Raw genomic sequence first — 26,495 nt, 5'->3', positions numbered from 1 at the left:
TATAACAATAAAGTAATATGCTTAAAGTTATATTACAATTATCCAATTTAAATGAAAAGAATACTACTTATAATAATTACATTGTGTACAATGCAGTTGTCTTTTTCACAAGACATTACTACGCCTATTGCAAGTAAAGAGTCTTCTTTTGCTGTAGGAGAGTGGTTCAAATTCAAGATGAGCTATAGCGGGTTTTTAAAAGCGGGAAATGCAACTTTAACCGTTAAAGATTCCAAAGTAAACAATAAAGATGTTTATCATGTTGTAGGCAAGGGCTGGACTACGGGTATGATTAAATGGTTTTTTAAGGTAAAAGACAGGTATGAAAGTTATTTTGATAAACAAACTATCATACCATATAGGTTTATTAGAAATATAGATGAAGGAGGTCACACTAAAAACTTAGAAATAGATTTTGACCAAGAAGCCAATAAAGCTTATGTAAATGATAAAAAACACAAGAAAAAGTCTGTTTACAATACGAAACCAAACATTCAAGATATGGTTTCAACGTTTTATTATTTGCGTAATAATTTGGATACTAGCAATCTAAAAATTGGAGATGAGGTAATGATAGATATGTTTTTTGATGGTGAAAATTACGGGTTTAAACTAAAGTACCTAGGAGAAGAAACCATAAGTACAGATTTTGGTAAAGTAGAGTCTTTAAAATTTAGACCATATGTTATGGCAGGAAGAGTTTTTAAGGAGGAAGAAAGTTTAACGCTATGGGTGTCAAAAGACAAAAATAAAGTACCTTTGCGCATCAAGGCAGATCTTGCTGTTGGGTCACTAAGAGCAGATTTAGAAGCCTTTAAAGGCTTAAAACATCCTTTTAGAATATTTGTAGATAATTAAAGGAACTTTGGACAAAAAAATAACCAACCAGCTCAAAGAAAAATACGACCAAATTGGTCAAGACGTTGAAACCCATTTAGAAGGATTGTTATATAGCAAACCTATTAATTATTGGGACTACATTCAAACAGATGCACTCTTAAATCTTCAGGTGCAACGTACAGTTCTTCCAGACGAAATGGTATTTATAATGTATCATCAAATAAACGAGTTATTGTTTAAGATGATACTAGGTGAAATTCATCAAATAGCAGAGAAAAGTGAGGTTGATGCACGTTTGTTTACTTCAAAATTAATGCGAATTAGTCGCTACTTCGATATGCTTACTTCCTCTTTCAATATTATGAGAGATGGAATGGACATAGATCAATACAATAAGTTTAGGACAACTTTAACCCCAGCAAGCGGTTTTCAAAGCGCACAATATCGAAAAATCGAATTTGCTTCTACCGAACTAATTAACCTTATTGATAAACGTTTTAGAAGTACAATAGATAGAAATTCATCGTACGAAAATGCATTCGAACATCTGTATTGGCAAGCAGCTGGTAAAGATTATAAAACAGGAAAAAAGAGCTACCTATTAGAAGCCTTTGAAGAAAAATATAAAGATGAGTTTATTAGATTCACTCGTTTTTATAATAAAAACAATCTTTGGTCTAAGTTTAAAAGTTTACCTAAAGAAGCCAAGGAAAACAAAGAATTAGTTGAGGCCATGAGGCATTATGATTATACTGTTAACATTAAATGGGTAATGGCACATTATAATACAGCGAATCATTATTTGAATATTGGTGGAGAAACCGCAAAAGCAACTGGAGGAAGTGAATGGGTAAAATATATGCATCCAAAATATCAAAAAAGAATATTCTTTCCGGAATTATTGACAAAAGAAGAATTAGAAAATTGGGGAACAGACGTTTAATTTTATTGATGATTATTGGGGTATTCTTTATGGCTTGTAAGGATGACCCACAAACACCAAAAAAGGAAGAAATTGCTAAAGTCGAACCACAGGAAGTGTTCGAATTTGGTTTTAAGCTTAACGATTTTGTGGTTAAAAGAGATACCGTAAGAAAAGGAGATAGTTTCGGTGAAATTTTAGAACGTAACAGGTTAGGGTATCCTCAAATATTTCATATTGCAGAAAAGGCTAAAGACACATTTGATATTCGTAAGCTTCAAGTAGGTAAACCATATACGCTATTATGTGCTAAAGACTCTATTGAAACACCGAAATGTTTTATTTATCAGCCTAATCAAGAAGATTTTGTTGTAATTAATTTTCAGGATTCTATTCATGCTTATAAAAGTAGAAAGCCTATAAAGTATGTTGAAAAGTTTGCCACAGGGGTTATTACTAATAATATTTCACAAACGCTAGAAGAACAAGGCCTAAGCCAACGATTGGCATATAAAATGGCGGATGAGATATATGCTTGGACAATTGACTTTAGGCGCCTTCAAAAGGGAGATCGTTTCAAAGTTATATATACAGATAAATATATAGATGATACTATATACACGGGGGTACACAATGTTAAAGCGGCTTATTTCGAACATAATAATGAGCCATTTTATGCTTTCGAATTTACAACAGATTCTACTAAAGGAATTATAGATTATTTTAGCGATGAAGCCAAAAATTTACGTCGTGCATTTTTAAAAGCACCAGTTAAGTTTAGTAGAATATCATCTAGATATAATTTAAGACGCCGAATTGCTGTTTATGGTTATAAAGTGCGTGCACACAAAGGAACTGACTTTGCAGCACCTATTGGCACACCAATTATGGCTACGGCAAATGGTACGGTTACTGAATCAAGAAGAAAAGGAGGCAACGGAAATTATGTAAAAATTAGACATAATGCTACTTATGAAACGCAATATTTGCACATGAGAAAACGCAAATCTAAAGTTGGTGAATTTGTCAAACAAGGTGATGTAATAGGTTGGGTAGGTATGACCGGAAATACTGGCGGACCTCATGTGTGTTATCGTTTCTGGAAAAACGGAAGACAAGTAGACCCATTCAAACAAAAATTACCCGAAGCTAAACCAATATCAGATTCACTAAAAGTTAGATATTTAGATTTTATAAAACCAATAAAATATAAATTAGATAATATATTCTTTCAACCAGAAATTATAGACGAAGAAGAGAAGAATCAACCTGTAATTTCCCAATTAGATACTTAAAATAAAATGTCATTACCAAAGATAAATCCAACAACTACAGCTGCTTGGAGTAAATTAGAATCTCATTACAAAGAAATGAAGGGTGTCCATATGAAGAATTTATTTTCAAAGGACAATGAAAGAGCAGATAAGTTTACCATAAAATGGGAAGACTTTTATGTTGATTATTCAAAAAATAGAATTTCAGAAGATACTTTAGGATTTCTTTTAAAATTAGCAGAGGAAGTTAAATTAAAAGAAGCAATTCTAAGTCAGTTTTCAGGAGACATAATAAATCAAACCGAAGGTAGAGCTGTATTGCACGCCGCACTAAGAGCACCTAAAACTGATGAATTTAAAGTAGATGGTGTTAATGTCATGCCAGAAGTTTATCAAGTAAAACAAAAAATTGAAGGTTTCACAGACGAAGTTGTTAATGGCAAAAAAAAAGGCTTTACAGGCAAAGCATTTGCCGATATTGTAAACATTGGTATTGGTGGTTCAGACCTTGGTCCAGCAATGGTAGTAGATTCGTTACAGTTTTATAAAAACCATTTAACCACTCATTTCGTAAGTAATGTGGATGGCGATCATGTAAACGAAGTTATTAAAAACTTAAACCCTGAAACAACATTATTTGTAATAGTTTCTAAAACTTTTACAACGCAAGAAACTTTGTCTAATGCAAATACTATCAAAGAGTGGTTTTTACAATCGGCAAATCAAGAGGCTATTGCTAAACATTTTGTGGCCGTATCTACTAATATAGAAAAAGTTAAAGGTTTCGGAATTGATGAAAACAACATATTTCCAATGTGGGATTGGGTTGGTGGTCGCTTCTCATTATGGAGCGCTGTTGGTTTAACAATTAGTTTGGCAGTAGGGTATAACAATTTTGATAGCTTGCTAAAGGGAGCTAACAAAATGGATGAGCATTTTAAAAACGAAGATTTTAGTAGTAATATCCCAGTTATTTTAGCATTAATTAGTGTGTGGTATAATAACTTTTTTAAAGCTGAAAGTGAAGCTATTATTCCTTACTCACAGTATTTAAATCAATTTGCTACCTATTTACAACAAGGTATCATGGAAAGTAATGGGAAAAGTGTAGACAGAAATGGAAAGGTAATAGACTATCAAACAGGAACTATTATTTGGGGAGAACCTGGGACTAATTCGCAACATGCTTTTTTTCAATTAATTCATCAAGGCACAAAATTAATTCCAGCCGATTTTATTGGTTTCACAAAGTCATTACACGGAAATCAAGACCATCAAGATAAATTAACTTCGAATTTTTTGGCTCAAACAGAGGCTTTATTAAATGGTAAAACAAAAGAAGAGGTTGTTGGAGAAGGAACTCGCGACGATATCACCCCTTTTAAAATATTTCAAGGAAACAAACCAACAAACACCATATTTATAAACAAATTAAGCCCTGAAAGTTTAGGAAAGCTAATTGCGATGTATGAACATAAAATATTTGTACAAGGCATTATTTGGAATATTTTCAGCTATGATCAATTTGGAGTGGAGCTAGGAAAGCAATTGGCAAATAAAATTTTACAGGAATTTAACAGTGACGCTGTTAATAAACACGATTCTTCAACTAGTAATTTGTTGAGTTATTATAAAGGTAAGAAGTAGAAACGTAACAATATCATTGTAATATTTGATAAAAGCTGTTAATGTGGAAATGTTAACAGCTTTTTTAGTTATCAACAATTGTTATATTTCTTAACATTTGCTTAATGATAATCAGTCCTTTATGCTTATTTTTGGCTTGACTAATTTCAAATAATTAATTAATTCTTTTCTAAAATTATGAAAAAAACTACTCATTTTTTAATGGTAGCTATGGTACTCTTGTTTACCATTTCTGCTATGGCTCAAAGTACTATTTCTGGTACAATATTGGAGACTGGAACAGGTCTACCACTCCCTGGAGCTAACGTTATTGAAAAAGGGACTACTAATGGGGTTACATCTGACTTTGATGGGAACTTTTCTATTAAAACCCAAACATCTTCAGGAGAAATTGTTATTACCTATGTAGGTTACACTACTAGAACTATTGCTTTTACTGGAGATATAGAATTAGGAAGTGTAGTGCTAGAGTCTAGCCAAGTTGGTCTAGAAGAGGTGCAAATTATTGCATCTGTTGCTGTAGACAGAAAAACACCTGTTGCAGTTTCTACGATAAAAGCGGCTGACATTTCTTTAAAATTAAGTACCCAAGAATTTCCAGAAATTTTAAAATCTACTCCAGGTGTTTACGCTACTAGAGCGGGTGGAGGCTATGGTGATGGTAGAATTAACCTGAGAGGTTTTAGTTCCGAAAATATTGCTGTAATGATTAATGGTGTGCCAGTAAATGATATGGAGAATGGACGAATATTTTGGTCTAACTGGGCTGGTCTTGGAGATGTTACGAGCACAATGCAAGTACAAAGAGGTCTAGGAGCTTCTAAGGTTGCTGTACCCTCAATTGGTGGAACAATTAACATTATTACAAAAAGTACGGATGCAACACAAGGAGGTATCATTAATACTGGTATTGCTAACGATGGCTATTTTAAATATGGAATGACATATTCTACAGGATTATCAGATAAAGGATTTGCGGCAACTGTTAGTGCATCAAAAATTTCTGGTGATGGTTATATTGATGGTGGAGAATTTTCAGGATACAATTATTTCTTAAGTTTATCAAAACAATTAAATGAACGTAATAGGCTAACATTTACAGCATTTGGAGCTCAGCAAACTCATGGGCAACGTTTTAATCGATCAACTATTGCAGAATTATTAGATACAGATTCTGGACCACAAAAGGCAAATAAAGATTGGGGTTATAAAAATGGTGAAGTGTATCATTCAGCTTATAATTTTTATCATAAACCACAGATTTCGTTAAATCATTTATGGGAAATAAATGATAATTCTGTTTTGTCTACGGCATTGTATACATCCTTTGGATCAGGTGGTGGCCGTAGAGATGAAGGGTCTAAGATTGGTTCAAGCGATTATAGAATTGGTAGTTCAGGATTACAACCCATAGATTTTGATAGAATTGTTGCGGAGAATATAGCTAATGGAGCTGCAGGTTCTACAGATATAATTTCGGCTTCAAGAAATTCTCATGAGTGGTATGGTATTTTATCTACATATAAGAATACAGTAAGTGACAAGTTAACTATTTCAGGAGGTTTAGATGCTAGATATTATGTTGGTCATCACTGGTATGAAGTGGAAGATTTATTGGGAGGACAGTTTTTCTTAGATAATGAAGATGATACTTTTGCTTTTGGGAAACCTTTAAGAGTGGGTGATCGCTATAACAAGGATTATGACGGTATTGTGCTAAGATCTGGTATTTTCGGTCAGGCAGAATATCAGGTTAATGAATCTTTAAATTTATTTATGGCTGCAGACATTTCAGATACCAATTATAAAAAGAAAGAATTTATGAATTCTGAGATACCTATTAATAATAGAGAATCTGAGTCAATTAACTTCTTTGGGTTTGGTATTAAAGGAGGGGGTAATTATAACCTAGATATAAATAATAATGTATTTGTTAATGTAGGATATTTTTCTAAAGCACCATTTTTAGATGGTGTTGCATTTCAGGATGACGATCTGTTAGATCCAAATGAAGAAGCAGAAAACGAAAAAGTATTTAGTGTTGAACTAGGTTATGGATATAGAAGCGATAAACTTTCGGCCAATGTTAACCTTTATAGAACAACTTGGTTAGATAAAGGTATAAATGGTTCACTTCCAGGAGTAAACCCAGGAGATGAAAGAGTTTTATACAATCTACTTGGAATGGATGCATTGCATCAAGGTATTGAAATAGATTTTAGATATAAATTATCAGAAAAACTATCCTTTACTGGAATGGCATCTATTGGTGATTGGCAGTGGAAAAGTAACGTTTCTGCTATTGTTAGAAAACAAGATGGAACTCCAGTAGGCGAAGTAGATGTATTTGCCGAAGATTTAAAAGTTGGTGATGCGGCTCAAACAACATTTGCGTTAGGAGCAAATTATAAATTTGCTGCAAAATCTAATTTTTATATAGATTATAATTATGCCGGAGATATGTTCGCATCATATCAAGTTACAAATAGAGGAACTGCTGGACTCCCAGATACATGGAAAGTTCCAGAGTTTGGCTTATTTGATGCAGGAATAAGTCATGCGTTTAGCATGGGTTCATTTGAAGCAATATTAAATGCTAAAATTAATAATGTATTTAATACAGAATATGTAGCAGATGCAAATGATGTAGATGGAACGTCAGCAGCAGCCTTAGTATACTACGGCCCAGGCAGAACATATAGTGTAGGATTAACAGTTAATTTTTAAAAAAAGATGAAAAGAATATATTATTTATGCGTAATTATATTAGGAACAATCATGATTGGTTGTAATCCTTTGGAAGATATTAATAATGAAATTAATGCTAATAAGCCTGGTGTTGTTGAAGAAGTACAATATACACTTACTGATGATGATTATACTGAAGACATAGATGATGGAGGTCTTGGTTTGTCTCGGACAAACTTTAGCTCTGAAGATGATGTAAAATCAATGTTACCAGATTTTTTGGCTAATAAATATCCTTATTTGTCTGATGGTTCTTCTGTAAAAGTTGGTTATAATTTATTTATAGGATCTGCATTTGACATAAGAGATTATAATTTAGACCAAGATGATTACACTTTTAGCGGAAGTGATGTATTAGGTTTTCAATCCGATGCAAATCCTGGAGATTATTTAGGAGACATTCTTGCAGATAATGTTAGTAATCCCGATGAAGGAGATTATCGATTGGCAAAGTACTTTCAATTTACAGGAGATTTCGGGATAGTTTCTCCTACTGTTTCATTAGACGATAATTTCGAATACGGAGGGGTTGCTGGAGATTTAACTGCTGTTAGTGGCGGTGAATGGGAAGCACATTCTGGAGCAGGAAATGGACCTATCGGATATGATACCTCTGGGTTGTCAATGACAGATTATCCTTCATCAGAAATAGGTGGAGCTTTAACCATTGATGGAGCAGGATCTGAAGATGTAACAAACTGGTTTTCAGAAATCTCTTCTGGAACTGTTTATGCAAGTACTTTGGTAAATTTAAGCGCTGTGAGTGATGGAACATATACGTTTCATTTAAGAGATTCAGATTTCGCAGTAGGATATGTGGCAAGGGTTGGTGCTAAAGACGACGGCTCAGGAAAAATTTTATTTGGTATTGGAGCTAGTTCTAGTTCATTGACTTATGGAACGACTCCTTTTGATTTAAATACAACATATCTTTTGGTCTCCTCTTATAATATTGGTTCTGGTGAAGCTAATTTATATATATTATCATCAGCGGAAACTACAGAACCACCAATAGCAGAAGCAACAAGCACTGGTACTTCTGGGGCAATTATTACAGGGATTTCTATTAGACAGGGTTTCGGCGGTCCTACTGGTGTATTGGATGGGATACGTGTTGCAAACACTTGGTCATCTATTATGAGTAATGAGACATTGGACGATGAGGTAGTAGGAGATAAGGAAGCAGCAGAAATGTACTATGTCTATACAGGTGATGCATGGGAACTTCCCTCCGATAGGTTTTATGGAATAACCGATGCAGATTTTGCATCTATGAATATTGAAAGTTTTGGTAGTGATATTCAACCTGATGATTATTTACCTACATTTTTGGGTCTAAAATATCCATTTGCACAAGAAGGTGATAATATGGACATAGGTTATACTTATGATTCTAGTTCATCTGGTCTTGGCACAAGAGGAAATCTGTACACTGTAGTTGATGGTGTTTGGGCAGCTTATCAATCAACAATTGCAACAACCTTACAATTTGGTCTAGAAGACGGAGTTTGGGTGCCAGATAATACAATTAGATATACTTTGGTTGTATCAGATTATGATTTAGTGGCATCTGCATTACTTACAGAACCAGGATTTGAGGATGCTGCGGGTAACTTAGATAGCTTTGGAAACTTTAATAGATCTGGAGGAAGCACAAACTGGAGTGACGAAATGGTAATTACTGGTCTAGCTATTGTATTAGATAATTTGAATCCAGGTGCTGAAGAAGGGCAAAAATATATTGTTACAATTGATACGTGGGCTCCAGGTGATTCAACCGAAGACTTTTCGCTTATAAAAACAGGAGGTGAATGGGTAGCCAATTAAATTTTGTTTCTAAATAACCTAAAAACCGCTTCAAATAGAAGCGGTTTTTTTATACTTTAAATTATTACATTTGTGCATCATAACTAATTAATCAAATACCATGTATAGCAGCGTTCAAATAATACACTCATATTGGGCATATTTAGTTTTATTAATTTTAATATTAGCAACTGGTAATGCCATAATTAAATCAATGGGAGGAAAAGAGTATCAAGCAAAAGATTTTAGAATTTCATTGTTCACTTTAATCGTTTCGCACATTCAATTATTAATTGGACTCTTATTATATTTTGTATCTCCGCGTTTAAGTTTATTTAGCGAGCTAGGGATGGGAGAAATAATGAAAGATGCGATAAATAGATTGTATTTAGTTGAGCACCCACTAATAAATATTATAGCTGTTGCATTAATTACTATAGGGTATTCAAAGCATAAAAAGAAATTAACTTCTAAAGGCAAGTTAAAAACAATTGCTATTTTCTATAGTATAGCTCTGGTTTTGTTTTTATCGAGAATTCCATGGAGTGCTTGGTTAGACTAATAAAAAAAGGTCTTAAAAGTTTAATTCTAAGTCATATTGAGCTTGTCGAAATATTTTAACAAGTTGATAATCAATATCGATTTCGACAGGCTCAATCTGACAGATTGGGAATATAATGACTTTTAAGACAGCCTTTTTATTTTACTTCTCTTATAACGAATGTGTATACAGGAAAGTGATCGCTAAAACCATCTGTAAAACCGCCGTTAGAAAAACTTCTAAAAGGATACCCTTTATATTGTCCTTTTTTATTGATTAAATAGTTCTTATTAAAAATTCCCGCTTTGTAAAAACGAAAGGACGAATAATCTTTTTCAAGTAGTGGTTTTGTAATTAGAATCTGGTCAAATAAACTCCATGCATCTCTATAAGCTGTTGTGCCTAAACCATCTTTAAAGAAGTTTTCATACGGATTATAAATACCCTTAAGGCCAACTTTTTTTCTGTTTTTTTGAGCTTTTAACACATCTTTTACACTATTGTTAGTTGGGTCATCATTGAAATCGCCCATAATAAAAACCTTTGCATATGGGTCTATAACTTGCAATGAGTCGACTAAATGTTTACTCAATTTGGCCGCAGCAACACGTTTTGGTCTGCTTCGCGCTTCGCCACCACTTCTAGACGGCCAATGATTTACTAATAAATGTATAAGGTCTCCTTCTAATTTACCTGTAACTAATAGTTGATCTCGAGTATAAACACGTTTTCTGGATAAGTCGTCATAAATTTTTAATTCATGACTGCTAGTAGTAATAGGTGTAAATAATGTCTTTTGATATAATAAGGCAACGTCAATACCTCTCGCATCCGGAGAATGGTAATGAATAATACCATAATCTTTAGAAATCAATAAAGAATCATTAACGACATCTTCAAGAACCTCACGGTTTTCAATCTCAGACACACCTATAATAGCAGGGGTGTTATTAGTAACATCACGCCCAATATCGGCAATAACGCGAGCCATGTTTTTTACTTTTTTCTTATAAACAACATTGCGATTTCCTTTCAGTTCCATCATGGGGCTCGCTTCATCAAATTTTGTGATGTCATTTATGGTGTCAAACAAGTTTTCAAGATTATAAAATGCAATTGTGTGAATTTTATATTTTTTTTGCTGTGCTTCAGTCTTAAAAAACAAGCAAAAACAAGCAATAAGTAAAAGGGGTATTGATGTTCTCATTAGTAGAATATTAATTTATCGTTATTTTGAATACAAATCTTAAGCCAAAATTATGATATTGTTAGAAAAAATGTAAATTTGTAATCCTTCAAATACATGATGAAGGTATTAATTATAAATTCAAGTATGAAGAAAAAATTACTTATTTTTTTATTCGGTTTTTTTTCAATTTTCACGGCATTCGCACAACAAATACTAATTAAAGGAAGTGTAAAGGAGGCTTTATCTTTCGAGCCTATAGTGGATGTTTTAGTCACAATTGAGGAAACTGATCAAACAACTCAAACTAATGCGCTCGGTGAGTTTCAATTTACACAAAATGTGCCTCTAGGAGAACAGGTTTTACGAATATCAAAGATTGGTTATGCTACTAAAAGGTATCCTATTGTTGTAAACGAAAATCAAACAGTAAACATTACGGATATGACTTTGGAAGTTGATAATTCTTCTTCAGACGAGTTATTCACAATCACCCTGTCTGATGACCAATTGGATAATGATGAAAGTGGTGCCGATAATATTTCAGGATTACTTGCATCTTCACTAGATTTATTTCAAAGAACCGCAGCTTTTGAGTTTAGTTCGTCATTCTTTAGAGTTCGAGGATTAGACTCCGATAACGGATCAGTTCTTATTAACGGTATAGAAATGAATAAGCTCTATAATGGAAGGCCACAATGGAGTAATTGGGGCGGATTAAATGATGTGGTAAGGAACCAAGAACTAACAGTCGGGTTAACACCTTCTAGTTATAATTTTGGAGGTATTTTAGGGACTACCAACATTAATGTTCGGGCATCTCAAGCAAGACCAGGAGGTCGAGTAACGTATTCATCTTCAAATAGAAGTTATACTAATAGGCTGATGGCTACTTATGCATCTGGATTATTAAAAGATGGTTTTGCATATACCTTTTCTGTTGCACGCCGTTGGGGTGATGAAGGTTATCAAGATGCTACACTTTACGATTCTAATTCGTTCTTTGCTTCTGTTGAGAAGAAGTTTAATGATAAGCATAGTTTAAGTTTTACGTCCATTTATGCACCTAATAGAAGAGGGAAATCTTCGCCAAATACACAAGAAGTTTATAACTTAAAGGATATTAGATATAATGAGTATTGGGGTTGGCAAGATGGAGATAAACGTAATTCACGTATAAAAGAAGTGGAGGAGCCTATAATAATGTTAAACCATTATTGGGATATCAATAGTAAAACATCATTAAATACAAATGTGGGGTATCAATTTGGAAAGATTGGAAATAGCCGTTTAAATAATAATGGTACAGATTTAGTTAATGGTTTTCCAGAAGGAGGGGCATTAAATCCGAGTCCTGCTTATTATCAAAAACTACCTAGTTATGCTTTAAGGAATTTTCCAGATGATACGGGTGTTGCATACGGACTACAACAACAATTTATAAACGACGGGCAAATTGATTGGAATTCCTTGTATCAAGCAAATATTACAAATGCGCAAAATGGAGGAAATGCTATTTTCGCATTGTATGAAGACCGAGTAGATGATAAACAACTTACCGTTAATACAATATTTAATACTGAGTTGAATGAAAATATTATAATCAATGCAGCTTTAAATTATAAGTCGTTAAAATCTGAAAATTTTGCAGAGGTAATTGATTTATTGGGGGCAACTACCTTTTTAGATGTTGATGGCTTTGCAACTGATATTAATGAAGCTCAAAACGATTTATTGAACCCTAATCGATTGGTTGGCGAAGGAGATAGATTCGCATATAACTATAATTTATTTGCAGATATTATTAGTGGTTATGCCCAAGGACAATTTAAATACAATAAAGTAGACTTTTACTTGTCAGGAAGCGTAACAAGTACGCAATACCAAAGAGAAGGTATTTACCAAAATGGTGGTTTTCCAGACAATTCAGCAGGTAAAGGAGACAAACTAAGCTTCACAGGTATTGGAGCAAAAGGAGGTTTAACATATAAGCTTACAGGGAAGCATTTATTTGATGTTAATGCAGGTTATATAACACGTGCACCATCATTACGAAACACCTTCTCTAATTCTAGAGAGAATCATAATGTGGTTCCTAATATAACCGAAGAAAAAATAGCATCTATTGATGCGAGTTATATTTTCCGCTCTCCTATTGTGAAGGCTAAATTGACTGGGTATTATACTAAAATTGAGGATGCGAGCGAGATATCTTTCTTTTTTGCAGATGGTATAGGTGGAGATAATACTGCTTTTGTTCAAGAAATATTGCAAGGCATTGATAAAAGACACGTTGGCGGTGAATTGGCGATTGAAGCACAGGTGACACCTACTATTAAATTAAAAGGAGTTGCTTCAGTAGGTCAATATACTTACGATAATAATCCAAACTTATTTTTAACAACGGAAGCTGATGATGAATCAATCGCGGCAGGTTTTGTTGAAGGGTTTAAGGATTTTGGGAAATCAAATTTGAAAGATTATAAGTTAGCTGCTGGACCGCATAGAGCTTATTCTGTTGGGTTCGAATATCGCGATCCAGATTATTGGTGGATTGGGGCAACGGCTAATTTCTTTACTAACACTTATATTGATGTTAGTCCACTGACACGATCTGAAAATTTTACTACAGATTTTGATGGGAATACATTTAATGATTATGATGAAGACTTAGCAAGAGAGTTGCTACAACAAGAACGTTTTGATGATTATATGTCGGTAAATCTTATTGGAGGTAAATCTTGGAAATTAGGCGATAAATACATTAGCATATTTGCTAGTGTTAATAACCTATTAGATGAAGTTTATAAAACAGGAGGGTTTGAACAAGGTAGAAATGCTAATTTTAGACAGTTGCGAGACGATAAAGCTTTAGATACACAAGTATTTGGGTCTAAATATTGGTATGGGCGTGGAACAACATACTTCGTGAACGTAAACTTTAGATTTTAAAAATAAAAATATAAAACATATATGAAATGCAGAGCATTTCAAGAATCAGAAAAAAAACCTAATTATGAATAAAGTGAATAAAATTATAACCCTATTAAGTGTGTTTGCAGTTGTAATTGTTATGGCATCTTGCGTGCAAGACGATGATTATGATACGCCTAATTTAACAGTTAACGAGCCAGATATTTCGCAGAATGATGTTACAACATTTAAAGCTGTAATCCAACGTTATGTTTCTGCGGTTGATGCAGATGAGGATGGCATACTAGATGACAATGAAAGAGGTGATGATATTGGTATTTTTGAGAATGATGAGGCAGATATCTATATCCAAGGATATGTTGTTTCAACAGATAAAGGTGGAAACTTTTTTGAGGAATTGATTATCCAAAATAAAATGGATGATAGTAATCCGACCGAAGATCCTCGTTTAGGTTTTAAAGTAGAAGTGAATGTAAGTAGTTTGTATAACACCTACGAATTTGGTCGTAAAGTGTATATCAAATTAAATGGATTGGCAGTTGGAGAATCTAATGGGGTATTAGTTATAGGTGCACCAGATGGGACTCAGATAGGACAAATTCAAGCGTATGAGTATAAAGATTTTATTTCGAGAAGTACAGAAGTTGCAGAAATATCTCCTAAGATTACCTCAATTTCAGATTTAACTGAGTTAGATGAAAATACATTTATTCAATTAGACGATGTCCAAATTAACAGAAACGAACTTGATAAAACTTTTGCAGGAGATGTTAGCGATGAATTTGATGGTTTTAGAACCATAGAGAGTTGTGCAGATAATAGTACCTTAACTCTACAGACTAGTACATTTGCCGATTTTAAATCATTGCCTGTTCCGCAACTAAGAGGATCTATCAAGGGTGTTTATAGTCGTGACTTTAGGGATGATTTTAGTGTGTTGCTTATAAATACTAGAGCAGACATTACTTTCGATAATCAAGAGCGTTGTGACCCTATCGAACTAAGTTGTGGATTGGCTTCTAGTCAAGGAACAAATAATTTATTTGCAGATGATTTTGAATCACAATCTACTGGGTCGTTAATATCTGGAAATGGCTGGACTAATATTATAGAGTCAGGTACTGAAGGTTGGGAAGCTTATTCGTCCGGAGGGACTAATTCATCTTTAGGAGTTTCTGCTAGAGTAGGTTCATTCCGTTCTGATGATGTTTCAACAGTGGCTTGGTTAATTTCACCTGCTATTGATTTAGATGCTCAGGACAATGAAACTTTAGTGTATAAAACATCTAATAGTTTCTCTGATGGAAGTAATATGGAGCTTTTATTCTCGAACGATTGGGACGGAACAGAAGAAGGTTTAAGCACAGCTACTTGGGGAATTTTAACCGATGGTTATATTACTCAAGATGCTGATTTCTTTGGAGCTTGGTTTGATTCTGGAATTGTAGATTTATCATGTGCTTCTGGAACCATATACGTAGCATTTAAATATACAGGTAGCGGAGAAGCCGATTTTGATGGTACTTACGAGTTGGATGAGATAAGCATCGACTTTTAATATAAAAATTAAATAAATACAAATATAAGCCTGCTAATCTAGCAGGCTTTTATATTTTTAACCTATGACAGTTTTTGATGAATTTTTTTATACCATATTTTCATTTTATAAAAATAACCATAAGCAAAAAGCTAATAGTATTGCAATTGCTTATGTCACACTTTTACAAGGGGCTTTACTTTTACTTTTAGGTGTTTTTTTTGCTGGGTTTTTTAGGCAAATGAATATGGTTACTATGTCTTCTACCAAGGCCTGGGTATTATTTGTCTTAATTATGGTTTTTATTTATTTTAAAAACTGGATGCAATACACAGGTAAAAGACGTATGATGATAAATACAAAAATGATTAAAAAAAAATCTAGAACGCACAACATATACCTCCTTTGGTTATTACCCTTTGTTGTTTTGAGTTTAACATATATAGTATTTCAAGCAGTATGATTTTACTTCTTAAAAATGGCATACACAGGAAAATGATCACTATAACCACCTTTATATCTTTTGCCTACGTAGGTTCTATATGGTGTACCCTTATATTTTCCGTTAAACAACTTTAAAAAATCTTCATCAAAAATATTAGCAGTGCTAAATTCAAATTTATCTCGAGTACTTTTAAAAAAGTTAGTTGAAAAAAATATTTGATCAAATAAATTCCATTGCCGTTTGTGGTTTGTAGTTCCTCGGTTAAAAGAGCGCAGTGTTTCCATTGGGTTATGTAAATCATAGCCATCTACTAAGCGTTTAATGCTATTGTTAGACGGATCATCATTAAAATCACCAATAACAATAATTTTTGCATCAGAATTATTAGCTCTTATAGTCGAGATTATTTCTCCAGCTTTATCAGAAGATGCAATTCGTTTATGCTCTGTCTCTTTTTCGCCTTCACGTCTTGATGACCAATGATTCACTATAATATGAATATGCTCTTTATCGAGCAATCCAGATACGAGCAAGATATCTCGTGTATAGTCTGGAGACCCATCATCATCTGTTAATAGAATTGTAAATGTTTCAGAATGTTGCACAAAAAAGGCTCTGTTATCATATAAAAGAGCAACATCAATACCTCGCTCATCTAAAGAATCATAATGAATATAGCTGTAATTGCAACCTTCTAGATGCTTTGATGCGATTAAATCTTCAATTACTTTGGCATTTTCAACTTCGGCTAATCCAACAATAGCTGGATGCTTTCCTGTTTCTCTTCTTCCAATATTCGAAATAGCAAAGCCTAATTTTCTTAATTTATTTTGATAACGTTTAGGCGTCCACTTTTTTACAGATGTATGCAGAAAGTCGTTGTCATTTGTATGAGGATCATCATTAAGGTCGAATAAATTTTCAAGATTGTAAAACGCCACAGTTTGCTTATTGTGGCTTACGGGTATATCGTCGAAAGTGTCTGTCATAATTCAAAAATAGGTTTAAAAATATAAAAACGAAAATGAGTTCAATTATGTAACTTTGCAACATATTTAAATATATGATTGAAAAGAAAGATAGTGCATTAGAAAAAGCAGTGTTAATTGGTGTTATTACCAAGGATCAGAACGAAGAAAAGTCTAAAGAATATTTAGATGAGTTAGAGTTTCTAACTTTTACTGCTGGTGGCTATGCCATGAAACGTTTTACACAGAAAATGGAGATGCCTAATCCTAAAACATTTATAGGAACAGGTAAGATGGAAGATGTACGAGAATATATTGAAGAGCATGATATTACTACAGCCATTTTTGATGACGAATTATCTGCAGCCCAAGAACGAAACATTAGTAAAATACTAAATGTAAAGGTACTAGATAGAACAAATTTAATACTCGATATTTTTGCCCAACGTGCTCAGACAAGCTATGCCAGAACTCAGGTTGAATTAGCCCAATGTGAATACTTGCTTCCTAGGTTAAGAGGAATGTGGACACACCTTGAACGTCAAAAAGGGGGTATTGGAATGCGCGGACCTGGTGAAACAGAAATAGAAACAGATAGACGTATTGTTCGAGATAAAATAGCGTTGCTTAAAACCCGTATAAAAACCATCGATAAGCAAATGGCAGTTCAGCGCGGTAACCGAGGAAAAATGGTTCGTGTAGCATTGGTGGGCTATACCAATGTTGGTAAGTCTACCTTAATGAATACCATTAGTAAGAGTGAAGTATTTGCTGAGAATAAACTATTTGCGACACTTGATACAACCGTTAGGAAAGTTGTTATTCAAAACTTGCCATTTTTGTTAAGCGATACAGTTGGGTTTATTAGAAAGTTACCAACCCAATTAGTAGATAGTTTTAAAAGCACTTTAGATGAAGTTAGAGAAGCCGATTTACTGCTTCATGTAGTCGATATTTCACATCCTAATTTTGAAGAACACATAACGTCTGTAGAGAAAATTTTAGGTGAAATAAAAAGTGGGGATAAGCCAACCATTATGGTGTTCAATAAAATTGATGCTTATGAAGCTGAACCACTAGATGAAGATGATTTAGAAACAGAACGTACTGAAAGGCATTATTCTCTTGACGAATGGAAAAGTACTTGGATGAGTAAAGTTGGAAATAATGCGTTGTTTATATCGGCGTTAAATAAAGAAAATTTAGAAGATTTTAAAAAGCGTGTTTATGATGAGGTTAGAGAGATACACATCACACGGTTCCCTTATAATCACTTTTTATATCCAGATTATAATTATGAGGAAATGAAATAATCTATAATAGAAATTAACAAAAAATGCGCTTCTAAAAAGAAGCGCATTTTTTGTTTTAATGAGGTTGTACTAATTAAAACTTATAACTTAAACCAAGAGTGTAATAAGTCTGTAAATCATTATCAATATTATCAAATGTTGGCTCAGTTTGAGCTGGGATAGCTAATGGGTTAAATTGTCCAAGAGCGTAGTTTAAGGCTTCTTGTTTATTGCTTCTTAATCCAAAATCAAATCCAACACCAATCATTTTCCACAAGGTATAACTAAAAGAGTTGGACCATGTCCAGTTAGAAAAATCTGAACTCTTGTAACTTTGAAACATCGATAAATTGGTTTTAAAATTAATGGCACCAATTTGACGTGTATAATCTGCTACTATTTTTGCTCCTAAAGAAGATTCGAAAACCGTATCACCACTACTAAAAACAAAGTTGTAGTTTAAAGGATGTACAACCACGATTAAATTCTCAATAGGTGTCCATGTTACACCAACCCCGACATCTAAATAACCAGGATCGTTAAAGTTATCAAGCAATGTAGTTCGATACTCCATTAATCCAGAAACAGCCAAATTTTTTGCAATATTTCGACCATAAAGCGATGATATATTGAATACGTCGGTTGTTGGATTAAAGCTGTCATCATCGTTAGGATCATCTTTATTATCTAGCTTTACCCAATTTAGGTTAGTGGTTAAAGAATTTCGCCAAAAGAATTTCTCTTGAATTAAATTAGCATAACCATTGAAGGTAAAACCAATGTTACCAGAGGAATTGTTTGGAGTACCCTGTGAATACCAATTGTTAAAGTTAGATAGAGTACCGCCAATAGTTCCAAATGCGCCTGTACGCCATCCTGGAAGGGCATCAATTTGTGCTTGCAATGCGTTTGCTTCAGCTTGAGCAGCATCAGCTTCAGCTTGTTTTTCGGCTTTTTGTGTTTTTAATTCTTCTTTCGTTTGTGCATTCATTGAAACTAATCCAACAAAAAACAAACATAGTAGTAATAATTTTTTCATTATTGTGGTATTAAAATTTGTGCAAATATAATGTTTAGACCCTTTTTATTATATCGGTCACTAAAGAAAAGTTATTTGTTTTTGTATAAAGGAACTGAAGAACAAGCTTCACCATACATAATAGATTTAGCTATTGGTTTTAATTTGTTAGCTAACATCGTATAGGCATTTGAAGGAACAGGTTTCTTAGAACACCCTTTTATGATTATCGGTTTACCTTGATGTTGTGAGAAATCAAGGTTATTTATAATGTCTTGGTAAATAGAGGTTTCTAAAACTTCAGTATCACCTATAATTACTTTTTTTGCATAAGGCTCTAAATGAAGACTTAAAAGCATGTAAGCCCATCCAGGAATTATGGCATCACTGCTGCACGTTAAAGCGATATAATAATCTTGATATTGCGACCAATTATGCTCTGAAGCTTTTTTTCTAAAATCTTTCTCGCGAAGTACAAAACCTTCAAACAGCCAATCTTTAATATCAAAGGAAACACGTTTACCTTCAGGATAGTAATCCTCAAGGTCAATGGTGATTAGTTTACTATTCGCTACGCGATTTATTATTTCGTTTGACATTCTTTTAAAGCATTCCTAACTCCAACTTCGCTTCTTCGCTCATTAAATCTTGAGTCCAAGGAGGGTCGAAGGTTATTTCAACCTCTGCGCTTTTAACTTCGTTAAGAGATTTTACTTTTTCTTCAACTTCGAGAGGCAATGTTTCTGCAACAGGGCAGTTAGGCGTTGTAAGTGTCATCAATATTTTAACATCGTAATCTTCGTTAACAAATACGTCGTAAATTAAACCTAACTCATAAATATCTACGGGTATTTCTGGGTCGTAAATCGTTTTTAAAACATTCACTATTTTTTCGCCTAATTTGGCAGTATCTATTACTTCACTCATTTTTTTACTGTTTATTCATTAAGTTGTTTGATGAATAGTCGAAGAATATTAACGACTTTACAACAAACAAACTAGTTAAGTTGTGTTTGGTATGCGATAGCATACATTTTTAATTGTTTCACCATACTTACCAGTCCATTTGCTCGGGTAGGTGATAGGTGTTCTTTTAATCCTATTTTATCAATAAAATCGGTATTAGCATCAATAATATCTTTTGGATGCTGATTTGAAAATGTTCGAATCAAAATCGCTATAATACCTTTAGTAATAATAGCATCACTATCGGCAGTAAATTCAATTTTATCATCTTTCATTTCTGCATGCACCCATACTTTACTTTGACACCCTTTTATGATATTGCTTTCCGTTTTGTATTGTTCGTCTATAAGGGGTAAATCTTTCCCTAAATCAATCATATATTGGTAACGCTCTTCCCAATCTTCGAACATAGCGAATTCCTCTATTATTTCACTTTGGATGTCTTCAATACTCACAATCACAAATTTTTATGCAAAAATACAACATCAAAAGTTGCTATTCAATGTTTTCGCCTATTGATAAGATTTCTTTAACAAGTGGTGCTATAGTTATATGAGGATTACCATGGTCGAAGCTTTGGGTTTCATAAACATTGCCATTGTATGTAATGGTTAGTCTAGCTAAAGGAGCACCATCAAATTGATGGTTTTTAGATGGTGGTTCTAAGTCTGGAAGATTTTTGATTTCAATCTTTTTTACAAGCTCCATAAGCGTATTATAATTTGATTCTGAACAGGCACTAGTTTTTGGCTCTTTTCCTCTTTTGTTTGAAACCAAAACCTGCTTATTATCAATTTTTATTTGTTTGTAATAACCGCGCGAACCAGCGGTATATTCAAAACCTATTGCGATTTGCGATTCTTTTTTAACTGAAATAAGTAATATTTTATTTTTAAATAATGAAAAACCACCTTCACTGAATAAAATAGTATTCGCATCTTCGATTGCTTTTAGTAGTTGTGCTTCAATGTTATTGGCTTCATCTTGACAGAGCATTCTTGTAGACACCAATGGACCAAACTCTAGTTTTTCATTATCTAGTGCATATGAACCAAAGAAGCGATTACATCCGGAAAAACCATTTACTTTTTTCGTGTCTTTATCGAATGTTATATTTAATTCAAATAAGGAAACATCTGCGTTATTTATGCTTGAGATTTTATAGGTGCCATTCAGTTCTTTCATAATTGAATCATTGTGTTGTATACTTTGCATAACGTGATATTCTGATGGTCCCCAGCAACAGCGTAGTATAATTATACTTAGAAAAGTTATTATGATTTTCATTTAAAGTAATTTTTAGGTTACAAATTAATGTACAAAAAAGACGCCAAAGTTGGCGTCTTTTTAAAATAAGTTGTTTACTTAATATTTATTTTACCATTGCTTCTCGTTCTCCGCCAGATGCAAAGTTTGCTCTCATTCTATCAACTTGTCCTTGAGTAAACATATACATACACGCATCATCTACATAATCCATATAGTTCATGTGCATATCTCTTGATTTACAATGTGTAATTGTAGCAGTTGGTCCAGGGCAATAATAATTGGCTCTATCTGAAGATGGTGTGTCTGAAACTAAATCGTCTTGGCGACATCTACCATCACCCCAAATATGGCGAAGGTTTAAATAATGACCAACTTCGTGAGTTGCAGTTCTACCTAAATTAAATGTAGAAGAAATGCTTCCTTGAGTCCCAAAATATGGAGCACCAATAACAACACCATCAGCACCTGCAGGAGCAGCACCTGGGTAATAAGCAAAACCTAAAGTTCCAGAACCAATTTGGCTTACAACCCAAATATTTAAATGTGTTTCTGGAGTTATAGCATCATGCCCTCCAGAAGAATCATACTTCATAGAGTTATCTGATGGCCAAGAAGTTTTAGTAGTTGAAGTTCTAGTGATTCCAGCGTTCGTAAACGATATATTTGCTTTTCCTAAAATGTTGCCAAAACCAGAAGAAGAAGCATCACCAATATCGGAATTGTCATTGTTAAAATCTTCATTTAATACGGTTAATTGTGATAGAACTTGGGCATCGTTAATGTATGGGTCATTTGCATTTTGAATAATATGAAAGTATACTGGAATTGAGACAGCACCAGTATATGGTACAGGATCACTATCACCACCATTATTTCCACCACCATTTCCATTGCCAACTCCATCAGGTTTTTTAGCTAAAATTTTTCTTGTATGAAGTTCAATGTTATATAATTTTTTTTCTAATTCTGGATTAGCATTTAAATGTTTGTTTAGCATTTCAGCAGTATGACAATGCTTTTTATAGCCCTTGTCATTAGCAGATTTTCCAGAAATGTTATCACCCGAATCAGTGTAAACATAAAAATCGCTCATGTCGATTTCTTGTTCTTGATTTATAGCTTTGGAATCATCATCACAAGCTGTAAATAATAGGGCTACAGCAGCCATACTTAAAAATACTTTTCTCATTTTAAAAATTATTTGAATTAGTCGACGTGGAAGATACCTTTTTTTATGAAAAAATTAAAAATTTCTTAAAAAAATTGTTATTTATTCGACAAACAGCCTTCTACTGTTATATAATTAACAATTTAAAAGATAAATTAGAAGGTGCTTTTTTGGAGGGAATTATGAATTTTTAATATTAGGACAGCATCATTTTAGCTTTCTTAACAGCCTCTATCAGTAAATCTATTTCTGTTTTAGTATTATAGAATGAAAAAGAGGCTCGAACAGTCCCTGGTATTTTGTAGAAATCCATAATGGGTTGGGCGCAATGATGACCAGTACGTACAGCAATCCCTAATTTATCTAAAATAGTGCCAATATCATAAGGGTGGATTCCTTCAAGATTAAAAGAAATAACAGCAGTTTTATGTTTTGATGTTCCGTAGATTTTTAAGCCTTCAATTTGTAATAGCTTTTCTGTGGCGTATTCTAGTAATTCGTTTTCATAGGCTGCAATATTTTCGAAACCTATTAAATTCATATAATCGATAGCTGCACCAAAAACAATTCCTCCAGCGATATTTGGTGTGCCAGCTTCAAACTTATGGGGTAAATCCGCGTATGTGGTTTTTTCAAAAGTTACTTCAGCAATCATTTCGCCACCACCTTGATATGGAGGTAGTTTTCTTAACCATGCTTCTTTCCCGTACAGTATACCAACACCAGTTGGACCACACATTTTGTGTGCAGAAGCCACATAGAAATCTGCATCTAATTCTTGTACATCTGCCTTAATATGTGGACTAGATTGCGCCCCGTCTATTAATACGGCGGCACCTACCTTATGTGCTTGATCAATAATATATTGGATAGGATTGATAGTTCCTAAAGCATTAGAAACGTGATTTACAAAAACCAACTTTGTGTTTTTAGAAAGTAGCTTGTCGTATTCTGTTATTACCAATTCACCCTCTTCGTTCATAGGAATAACTTGTAAAGTAGCTCCTGTTCGTTCACATAGCATTTGCCATGGCACAATATTGCTATGGTGTTCTAGTGCAGAAACTATAATATTATCACCTTTTTTTAATAATGATGAAAAACCATTTGCTACTAAATTAATACTATGGGTTGTTCCAGAAGTAAAAATTATTTCATGCGTAAATTTTGCATTAAAATGTGCCTGAATTTTTTGACGGGCTTGTTCGTATAAATCAGTTGCTTCTTGACTTAGGGTATGTACACCTCTATGGATATTTGCATTGTAATTTGAATAATAATCTACTATGGCATTAATTACCTGTTGCGGTGTTTGCGATGTTGCAGCATTATCGAAATACACCAAAGATTTACCGTTTACTTTACGGGATAGAATAGGGAAGTCCTTTCTTATGTCTTCTACGTTGAACATGGTTTCACAACAATTTTATAAATCGAAACCAAGATTTACACCTAGTTTATTGGCTATAATTTTGGTGATGCGCTGTTTCAATTCTGGAATTTTAACCGAATTCATAACATCGTTACTAAAAGCATACATTAAAAGTGCTTTAGCTTCTTTTTCGGGAATACCACGCGATCGCATATAAAACATAGCACTTTCGTCTAATTGTCCAATTGTACAACCGTGTGAGCATTTAACATCGTCAGCAAAAATTTCTAGTTGTGGTTTGGTGTTAATAGTAGCTTTGTCACTTATTAAAATATTATTGTTCGATTGGAAGGCATTTGTTTTCTGCGCTTCTTTTTCAACAACAATTTTTCCGTTAAAAACACCTGTAGAGTTTTCTCCAAAAATACCTTTATAATCTTGATGACTTTCACAATTTGGTTCTATGTGATGTACAAGTGTGTTGTGATCTACATGTTGCTTATTTCCAATAATGGTAACACCTTTCAAGATAGAATCTATGCGTTGTCCTTCTTGATAAAAATTAAGATTATTACGTATTAACTTTCCTCCAAAAGCAAACGTGTGAACCGAACAAATACTTTCTTGTTTTTGTTTAAGAAAGGTGTTGTCTATAAGAGATGCGTTTAGGTTGTCATTTTGTATTTTATAATAATCTACAATAGCACGTTTTTTAGCAAAAACTTCGGTAACACTATTTGTAAGTACTGGGTTATTAGTTAAACTTTGATGGCGCTCAATAATTTGAACATGTGAGTTTTCTTCAACTACAATCAAGTTACGAGGTTGCAACATGGTTGCAGATTCATTTCCTGTAGAAAAGTGAATAATTTGAATAGGCTTTTCTACTAATTTGTTTTTAGGAATATGGATATAAGCACCCTCACTTGAAAACGCGGTGTTCAGAGATGGCAAACTATCTTTTGTAGCTGCTTTATTAAAATAATTTTCAACGACTAAACGATATTTCGGTTTACTAAGTGCCGCAGACATAAGACAAACATCCATTCCGTCGTGCGTAGTTTGTGATAGATGTGAGGAGTATTTCCCATCGATAAACACTATTTTATAAGTATCAATATCGTAAATAAAATATTTTTTTACATCACGATATTCAATAGCATTCTCTTGTTTAGGGAATACACTATAATCTTCTTTCAATAGTTTATTTAAAGATGTGTATTTCCAAGCTTCTTCCTTTTTTGTAGGGAAGCCTTTTTCTTCAAATGTTTTTATTGCATCATTTCTAATATCGTGAACATAAGTATCTATATCTACTTTGTCTTCGAAAACCATGAACGATGATAATAATTTTTCTTTTAATTCCATTTGCTTTTTTTAAGCGTTCACCTCTTCTTTAATCCAGTCGTATCCTTTTTCTTCTAATTCGTGTGCCAATTCTTTTGTCCCCGATTTTACAATTTTACCATTGTGCAATACATGAACATAATCTGGAACTATATGGTCTAGTAAACGTTGATAATGCGTTATAACAACCACTGCATTGTCTTTATTTTTTAGTTTATTTACACCATTTGCAACAATTCTTAAGGCATCAATATCTAAACCCGAGTCGGTTTCATCAAGAATTGCCAATTTAGGTTCTAACATAGCCATCTGGAAAATCTCATTTCTCTTTTTTTCTCCACCAGAAAACCCTTCGTTAAGTGAACGTGATAAGAATTTTCGATCGATTTCTAATAGATCGGCTTTATCACGGATTAATTTCAACATTTCCTTTGCGGGCATATCGTCTAAGCCTTTAGCTTTTCGATTAGCGTTAATAGCAGTTTTAATGAAATTTGTTACCGAAACACCTGGAATTTCAACAGGATATTGGAATGATAAAAATACACCTTTATGAGCGCGTTCTTCGGCGGCTAGTTCGTCGATATCTTCGCCATCAAATTCAACATTACCCTTAGTTACCTCGTATTCTTCTTTCCCAGTAATAACAGAAGCCAAAGTACTTTTTCCAGAACCGTTAGGCCCCATAATAGCATGAACTTCTCCTGCTTTTACTTCTAAATTAACACCTCTTAAAATGGCTTTGTCTTCAACACTTGCGTGTAAATTATTTATTTTTAACATATTATTTTCTTAGCTTCCTAGTTTTACAACGTCGTTATCTTCTTTAGGTGCTGAAACATTTAAAATTTCAACAATTTCTATTTTACGTTCCCAAAGAATTTTATCATCCTTTTTATTGGTAATCTTTCCTCTTATTTCAACCTGTACCATATCGGTTGGTGCTTTTTTAAAAGCCTCAGCATATGTGTTTAATTCCAACATTTTATCATTTACAAAAACGCCATAAATATCGGCATGTGTTTGTAATACAGCAGCACCATCATAATAAACAAAATCACCTTTTAATAATGTTAATCCATCACTTTGCTTTGCTGTTTTTTCTGGATAATCAGCCGAAATGATTTCTTCCTTCTTTTCAGATTTGGTCTCTTTTTTACAACTAACAAATACTGTTATGCATAAAAAAATTGTGATTACTTTTTTCATTTTTAT

General features: G+C 33.4%; 23 protein-coding genes. 11 read left to right on the top strand and 12 right to left on the bottom strand.

What is annotated here, in order from left to right; genetic code table 11:
- The first annotated feature begins 51 nt into the window (after positions 1 to 51).
- From AC2D6V_RS02810 to AC2D6V_RS02780, 7 genes are all read left to right on the top strand, one after another.
- Entirely contained in the window at positions 52 to 858 is an 807-nt protein-coding gene (locus AC2D6V_RS02810) for a DUF3108 domain-containing protein (protein ID WP_484646526.1), read from the top strand.
- Positions 859 to 865: 7 nt separating this feature from the next.
- Positions 866 to 1,783, top strand: a complete 918-nt coding sequence (locus AC2D6V_RS02805) for a tryptophan 2,3-dioxygenase family protein (RefSeq protein ID WP_484646525.1) — start codon at positions 866 to 868, stop codon at positions 1,781 to 1,783.
- A gap of 8 nt (positions 1,784 to 1,791) precedes the next feature.
- The gene (locus AC2D6V_RS02800; protein WP_484647508.1) at positions 1,792 to 3,057 is read left to right on the top strand and encodes a peptidoglycan DD-metalloendopeptidase family protein; all 1,266 of its coding nucleotides are present in this window, start codon (positions 1,792 to 1,794) and stop codon (positions 3,055 to 3,057) included.
- A 6-nt stretch (positions 3,058 to 3,063) separates the two neighbouring features.
- The gene (gene pgi, locus AC2D6V_RS02795; protein ID WP_484646524.1) at positions 3,064 to 4,683 is read left to right on the top strand and encodes a glucose-6-phosphate isomerase; all 1,620 of its coding nucleotides are present in this window, start codon (positions 3,064 to 3,066) and stop codon (positions 4,681 to 4,683) included.
- A 177-nt stretch (positions 4,684 to 4,860) separates the two neighbouring features.
- Complete coding sequence (locus AC2D6V_RS02790) at positions 4,861 to 7,410, top strand: TonB-dependent receptor (protein WP_484646523.1); 2,550 nt, start codon at positions 4,861 to 4,863, stop codon at positions 7,408 to 7,410.
- A gap of 6 nt (positions 7,411 to 7,416) precedes the next feature.
- Positions 7,417 to 9,258, top strand: a complete 1,842-nt coding sequence (locus AC2D6V_RS02785; RefSeq protein ID WP_484646522.1) for a hypothetical protein — start codon at positions 7,417 to 7,419, stop codon at positions 9,256 to 9,258.
- Positions 9,259 to 9,358: 100 nt separating this feature from the next.
- On the top strand, positions 9,359 to 9,799 hold the full coding sequence (locus AC2D6V_RS02780) for a hypothetical protein (RefSeq protein ID WP_484646521.1): 441 nt from the start codon (positions 9,359 to 9,361) through the stop codon (positions 9,797 to 9,799).
- 136 nt (positions 9,800 to 9,935) lie between these two features.
- Here AC2D6V_RS02780 and AC2D6V_RS02775 read toward each other — a convergent pair whose 3' ends face one another.
- Positions 9,936 to 10,985: an endonuclease/exonuclease/phosphatase family protein gene (locus tag AC2D6V_RS02775; RefSeq protein ID WP_484646520.1), complete on the bottom strand. Its 1,050-nt coding sequence runs from the start codon at positions 10,983 to 10,985 to the stop codon at positions 9,936 to 9,938.
- A gap of 126 nt (positions 10,986 to 11,111) precedes the next feature.
- On the opposite strand from AC2D6V_RS02775, the gene AC2D6V_RS02770 reads away from it, so the two are divergent.
- From AC2D6V_RS02770 to AC2D6V_RS02760, 3 genes are all read left to right on the top strand, one after another.
- A complete protein-coding gene (locus AC2D6V_RS02770) occupies positions 11,112 to 13,916 on the top strand; it encodes a carboxypeptidase regulatory-like domain-containing protein (RefSeq protein WP_484646519.1) in 2,805 nt (934 codons plus the stop codon).
- Positions 13,917 to 13,980: 64 nt separating this feature from the next.
- Positions 13,981 to 15,456, top strand: a complete 1,476-nt coding sequence (locus AC2D6V_RS02765) for a DUF5689 domain-containing protein (RefSeq protein ID WP_484646518.1) — start codon at positions 13,981 to 13,983, stop codon at positions 15,454 to 15,456.
- Positions 15,457 to 15,520: 64 nt separating this feature from the next.
- A complete protein-coding gene (locus AC2D6V_RS02760; RefSeq protein ID WP_484646517.1) occupies positions 15,521 to 15,898 on the top strand; it encodes a hypothetical protein in 378 nt (125 codons plus the stop codon).
- Positions 15,899 to 15,900: 2 nt separating this feature from the next.
- On the opposite strand, the gene AC2D6V_RS02755 is transcribed toward AC2D6V_RS02760, so the two are convergent.
- Positions 15,901 to 16,869, bottom strand: a complete 969-nt coding sequence (locus tag AC2D6V_RS02755; RefSeq protein ID WP_484646516.1) for an endonuclease/exonuclease/phosphatase family protein — start codon at positions 16,867 to 16,869, stop codon at positions 15,901 to 15,903.
- A gap of 74 nt (positions 16,870 to 16,943) precedes the next feature.
- Here AC2D6V_RS02755 and hflX point away from each other — a divergent pair, with 74 nt between their 5' ends.
- Positions 16,944 to 18,161: a GTPase HflX gene (hflX, locus tag AC2D6V_RS02750; RefSeq protein ID WP_484646515.1), complete on the top strand. Its 1,218-nt coding sequence runs from the start codon at positions 16,944 to 16,946 to the stop codon at positions 18,159 to 18,161.
- A 73-nt stretch (positions 18,162 to 18,234) separates the two neighbouring features.
- Here hflX and AC2D6V_RS02745 read toward each other — a convergent pair whose 3' ends face one another.
- The 10 genes from AC2D6V_RS02745 to AC2D6V_RS02700 all read right to left on the bottom strand — a co-directional run bounded on the left by AC2D6V_RS02745 (position 18,235) and on the right by AC2D6V_RS02700 (position 26,489).
- Complete coding sequence (locus AC2D6V_RS02745; protein WP_484646514.1) at positions 18,235 to 19,179, bottom strand: DUF3078 domain-containing protein; 945 nt, start codon at positions 19,177 to 19,179, stop codon at positions 18,235 to 18,237.
- A 71-nt stretch (positions 19,180 to 19,250) separates the two neighbouring features.
- Positions 19,251 to 19,757, bottom strand: coding sequence for a DUF2480 family protein (locus AC2D6V_RS02740; protein ID WP_484646513.1), 507 nt, complete (start codon positions 19,755 to 19,757; stop codon positions 19,251 to 19,253).
- Positions 19,758 to 19,761: 4 nt separating this feature from the next.
- Positions 19,762 to 20,085, bottom strand: a complete 324-nt coding sequence (locus tag AC2D6V_RS02735; RefSeq protein ID WP_484646512.1) for an SUF system Fe-S cluster assembly protein — start codon at positions 20,083 to 20,085, stop codon at positions 19,762 to 19,764.
- A 71-nt stretch (positions 20,086 to 20,156) separates the two neighbouring features.
- Positions 20,157 to 20,579 carry a SufE family protein gene (locus tag AC2D6V_RS02730; protein WP_484646511.1) on the bottom strand — a complete coding sequence of 141 codons (423 nt, stop codon included), beginning with the start codon at positions 20,577 to 20,579 and terminating at the stop codon, positions 20,157 to 20,159.
- Between the two features lie 40 nt (positions 20,580 to 20,619).
- On the bottom strand, positions 20,620 to 21,411 hold the full coding sequence (locus AC2D6V_RS02725) for an META domain-containing protein (protein WP_484646510.1): 792 nt from the start codon (positions 21,409 to 21,411) through the stop codon (positions 20,620 to 20,622).
- 85 nt (positions 21,412 to 21,496) lie between these two features.
- Positions 21,497 to 22,582, bottom strand: coding sequence for a zinc metalloprotease (locus AC2D6V_RS02720; RefSeq protein WP_484646509.1), 1,086 nt, complete (start codon positions 22,580 to 22,582; stop codon positions 21,497 to 21,499).
- 175 nt (positions 22,583 to 22,757) lie between these two features.
- Positions 22,758 to 23,972, bottom strand: coding sequence for an aminotransferase class V-fold PLP-dependent enzyme (locus tag AC2D6V_RS02715; RefSeq protein ID WP_484646508.1), 1,215 nt, complete (start codon positions 23,970 to 23,972; stop codon positions 22,758 to 22,760).
- Between the two features lie 15 nt (positions 23,973 to 23,987).
- Positions 23,988 to 25,301: a Fe-S cluster assembly protein SufD gene (gene sufD, locus AC2D6V_RS02710; protein ID WP_484646507.1), complete on the bottom strand. Its 1,314-nt coding sequence runs from the start codon at positions 25,299 to 25,301 to the stop codon at positions 23,988 to 23,990.
- 9 nt (positions 25,302 to 25,310) lie between these two features.
- Positions 25,311 to 26,063, bottom strand: coding sequence for a Fe-S cluster assembly ATPase SufC (gene sufC, locus AC2D6V_RS02705; RefSeq protein ID WP_484646506.1), 753 nt, complete (start codon positions 26,061 to 26,063; stop codon positions 25,311 to 25,313).
- 9 nt (positions 26,064 to 26,072) lie between these two features.
- On the bottom strand, positions 26,073 to 26,489 hold the full coding sequence (locus AC2D6V_RS02700; RefSeq protein WP_484646505.1) for a hypothetical protein: 417 nt from the start codon (positions 26,487 to 26,489) through the stop codon (positions 26,073 to 26,075).
- Positions 26,490 to 26,495: the final 6 nt, after the last annotated feature.

The organism is Algibacter sp. YIN40, assembly GCF_057219435.1.
Note: the sequence above shows the minus strand (reverse complement) of the source record. Positions and strands in the feature narration are given on the sequence as shown.

Bases quoted from the DNA above. Each gene is read 5' to 3' on its own strand.
- AC2D6V_RS02800 (WP_484647508.1), top strand. From the start codon at position 1,792: ATGATTATTGGGGTATTCTTTATGGCTTGTAAGGATGACCCACAAACA.
- sufD (WP_484646507.1), bottom strand. From the start codon at position 25,301: ATGGAATTAAAAGAAAAATTATTATCATCGTTCATGGTTTTCGAAGAC.
- AC2D6V_RS02700 (WP_484646505.1), bottom strand. From the start codon at position 26,489: ATGAAAAAAGTAATCACAATTTTTTTATGCATAACAGTATTTGTTAGT.
- AC2D6V_RS02810 (WP_484646526.1), top strand. From the start codon at position 52: ATGAAAAGAATACTACTTATAATAATTACATTGTGTACAATGCAGTTG.
- AC2D6V_RS02780 (WP_484646521.1), top strand. From the start codon at position 9,359: ATGTATAGCAGCGTTCAAATAATACACTCATATTGGGCATATTTAGTT.
- AC2D6V_RS02715 (WP_484646508.1), bottom strand. From the start codon at position 23,972: ATGTTCAACGTAGAAGACATAAGAAAGGACTTCCCTATTCTATCCCGT.
- AC2D6V_RS02745 (WP_484646514.1), bottom strand. From the start codon at position 19,179: ATGAAAAAATTATTACTACTATGTTTGTTTTTTGTTGGATTAGTTTCA.
- AC2D6V_RS02790 (WP_484646523.1), top strand. From the start codon at position 4,861: ATGAAAAAAACTACTCATTTTTTAATGGTAGCTATGGTACTCTTGTTT.
- AC2D6V_RS02785 (WP_484646522.1), top strand. From the start codon at position 7,417: ATGAAAAGAATATATTATTTATGCGTAATTATATTAGGAACAATCATG.
- AC2D6V_RS02755 (WP_484646516.1), bottom strand. From the start codon at position 16,869: ATGACAGACACTTTCGACGATATACCCGTAAGCCACAATAAGCAAACT.
- AC2D6V_RS02740 (WP_484646513.1), bottom strand. From the start codon at position 19,757: ATGTCAAACGAAATAATAAATCGCGTAGCGAATAGTAAACTAATCACC.
- AC2D6V_RS02770 (WP_484646519.1), top strand. From the start codon at position 11,112: ATGAAGAAAAAATTACTTATTTTTTTATTCGGTTTTTTTTCAATTTTC.
- AC2D6V_RS02735 (WP_484646512.1), bottom strand. From the start codon at position 20,085: ATGAGTGAAGTAATAGATACTGCCAAATTAGGCGAAAAAATAGTGAAT.
- hflX (WP_484646515.1), top strand. From the start codon at position 16,944: ATGATTGAAAAGAAAGATAGTGCATTAGAAAAAGCAGTGTTAATTGGT.
- AC2D6V_RS02720 (WP_484646509.1), bottom strand. From the start codon at position 22,582: ATGAGAAAAGTATTTTTAAGTATGGCTGCTGTAGCCCTATTATTTACA.
- AC2D6V_RS02765 (WP_484646518.1), top strand. From the start codon at position 13,981: ATGAATAAAGTGAATAAAATTATAACCCTATTAAGTGTGTTTGCAGTT.
- pgi (WP_484646524.1), top strand. From the start codon at position 3,064: ATGTCATTACCAAAGATAAATCCAACAACTACAGCTGCTTGGAGTAAA.
- sufC (WP_484646506.1), bottom strand. From the start codon at position 26,063: ATGTTAAAAATAAATAATTTACACGCAAGTGTTGAAGACAAAGCCATT.
- AC2D6V_RS02725 (WP_484646510.1), bottom strand. From the start codon at position 21,411: ATGAAAATCATAATAACTTTTCTAAGTATAATTATACTACGCTGTTGC.
- AC2D6V_RS02760 (WP_484646517.1), top strand. From the start codon at position 15,521: ATGACAGTTTTTGATGAATTTTTTTATACCATATTTTCATTTTATAAA.
- AC2D6V_RS02775 (WP_484646520.1), bottom strand. From the start codon at position 10,985: ATGAGAACATCAATACCCCTTTTACTTATTGCTTGTTTTTGCTTGTTT.